The organism is Microbulbifer mangrovi (assembly GCF_002009015.1).
Lineage (GTDB): Bacteria > Pseudomonadota > Gammaproteobacteria > Pseudomonadales > Cellvibrionaceae > Microbulbifer > Microbulbifer mangrovi.
In genome coordinates, this window is record NZ_LZDE01000117.1 from 1 (window position 1) to 1,774 (window position 1,774).

Genomic DNA, 1,774 nt, shown 5'->3' on the forward strand with positions numbered 1-1,774 from the left:
CCCAGGGATGGGTTCACAGCGGTTTCAAAAACAGATACCCGGTGCTTCACCGCCACCCACCTGCTTAAGAAGAAATCCCACTGCACCATGATGGATTTAGCGTTCGATAAAAACCACATCTGGCACCCCTACTCCTCCCTGATCAATCCGCCTCCCGTCTACCCCATCGCACGCGCCGAAGGTGTACGAATCTATCTGGAAGACGGCCGCGGATTGATCGACGGTATGAGTTCCTGGTGGAGCACCCTGCACGGCTACAACGTTCCCGAACTGAACGCCGCCATGCAGGCGCAGATGGAAAAAATGAGTCACGTCATGTTCGGCGGCCTCACCCACGAGCCCGCCATCGAACTCAGCAAAAAACTCGTAGCCCTCACCCCAGAACCACTGCAGAAAGTCTTCCTCGCAGACTCCGGCTCCGTCTCCGTAGAAGTCGCCATCAAAATGGCCCTGCAATACTGGCAATCCCAGGGCAAACCGGAAAAAAGCCGGCTGCTCGCGCTGCGCAACGGCTACCACGGCGACACCTTCGGCGCCATGGCCACCTGCGACCCCGTCAACGGCATGCACCACCTGTTCGCCAGCCAGCTCACCCAGCACCTGTTTGCGCCCGCCCCGCAACCCAAGTTCGATGAACCCTGCTCCGATCAAGACATTGCTGACCTTCAGCAAATGATTGAACAGCATCACCAGCAATTGGCAGCAGTGATTCTGGAACCGATCGTACAGGGCGCCGGCGGAATGCGTTTTTATTCCCCGGAATATTTACGCAAAGTGCGTGAACTTTGCGACACATACGACCTGCTGCTGATCGCCGACGAAATCGCCACCGGCTTCGGCCGCAGTGGCAAAATGTTCGCCTGCGAACATGCAGGGATTTCGCCGGATATTCTTACCCTGGGCAAGGCACTCACTGGCGGCACCATGACCATGGCGGCGACGCTGTGTACAGATAAGGTGGCCAATGGGATCTGTAACGGTGAGGCGGGTGTGTTTATGCACGGGCCGACGTTTATGGGTAACCCGATGGCATGTGCGGTGGCCAACGCGAGTATCGAGTTATTGTTACAGCGGGACTGGCAAAAACAGGTGAACAATATTGAAGCGCAGATGACGCGGGAGCTTGCGCCACTGAAAGATGCCTCAGGTGTGGCGGACGTGCGTGTGCTCGGAGCCATCGGTGTGGTGGAGATGAAGCAGCCTGTGGACAACCGAACACTACAGGAAAGCCTGATCGAGCGCGGCGTGTGGCTGCGTCCTTTCGGCAAGCTGGTTTACACCATGCCGCCCTATGTTATTACACCTTCAGATCTTACTAATCTGACAAGTTCCATGAACGAAACCCTCTCCGCTTTGTGAATATCGTAATTCATCACAAATTGTAAAGGCTGGCGGAGAAAGCCTTCCCGAAACAAATCGCAATACGTCCTTCTTGTGCGAGTCCCTGGTGTGAGTCCCGGGGCCCGCCGGGCAGCCTTCCTGCCCGAAAACAATAATTTACAAGAAGGAATTTTCACAATGCGAATGATCAGAGTCAGCAAACCGCTCAGTGCCGCCATCGCGGCGACGACACTGGCCGGTTCCGCCCTGTTTTCCGGGAGTGTCCTTGCAGCCAACTATGGAGAGGCGCTGCAGAAATCCATTTATTTTTACGAGGCGCAGCAGTCCGGCCCCATCCCCAACTGGAACCGCAATGAGTGGCGCGGTGATTCTGCGATGGACGATGGCGCGGATAACAGCGTGGATTTGACCGGTGGCTGGTACGACGCCGGTG

At 56.4% G+C, this 1,774-nt stretch carries 2 protein-coding genes; both read left to right on the plus strand.

What is annotated here, in order from left to right; translation table 11 throughout:
• The first annotated feature begins 87 nt into the window (after positions 1-87).
• Positions 88-1,359 (plus strand): adenosylmethionine--8-amino-7-oxononanoate transaminase, encoded by a 1,272-nt coding sequence (bioA, locus tag B4U49_RS00590; RefSeq protein ID WP_078082668.1) that lies wholly within the window; start codon positions 88-90, stop codon positions 1,357-1,359.
• A gap of 165 nt (positions 1,360-1,524) precedes the next feature.
• Positions 1,525-1,774: glycoside hydrolase family 9 protein (locus B4U49_RS00595; protein ID WP_143735442.1), on the plus strand; the 250-nt coding region annotated here is incomplete at its 3' end.

Bases quoted from the DNA above. Each gene is read 5' to 3' on its own strand.
- bioA (WP_078082668.1), top strand. From the start codon at position 88: ATGATGGATTTAGCGTTCGATAAAAACCACATCTGGCACCCCTACTCC.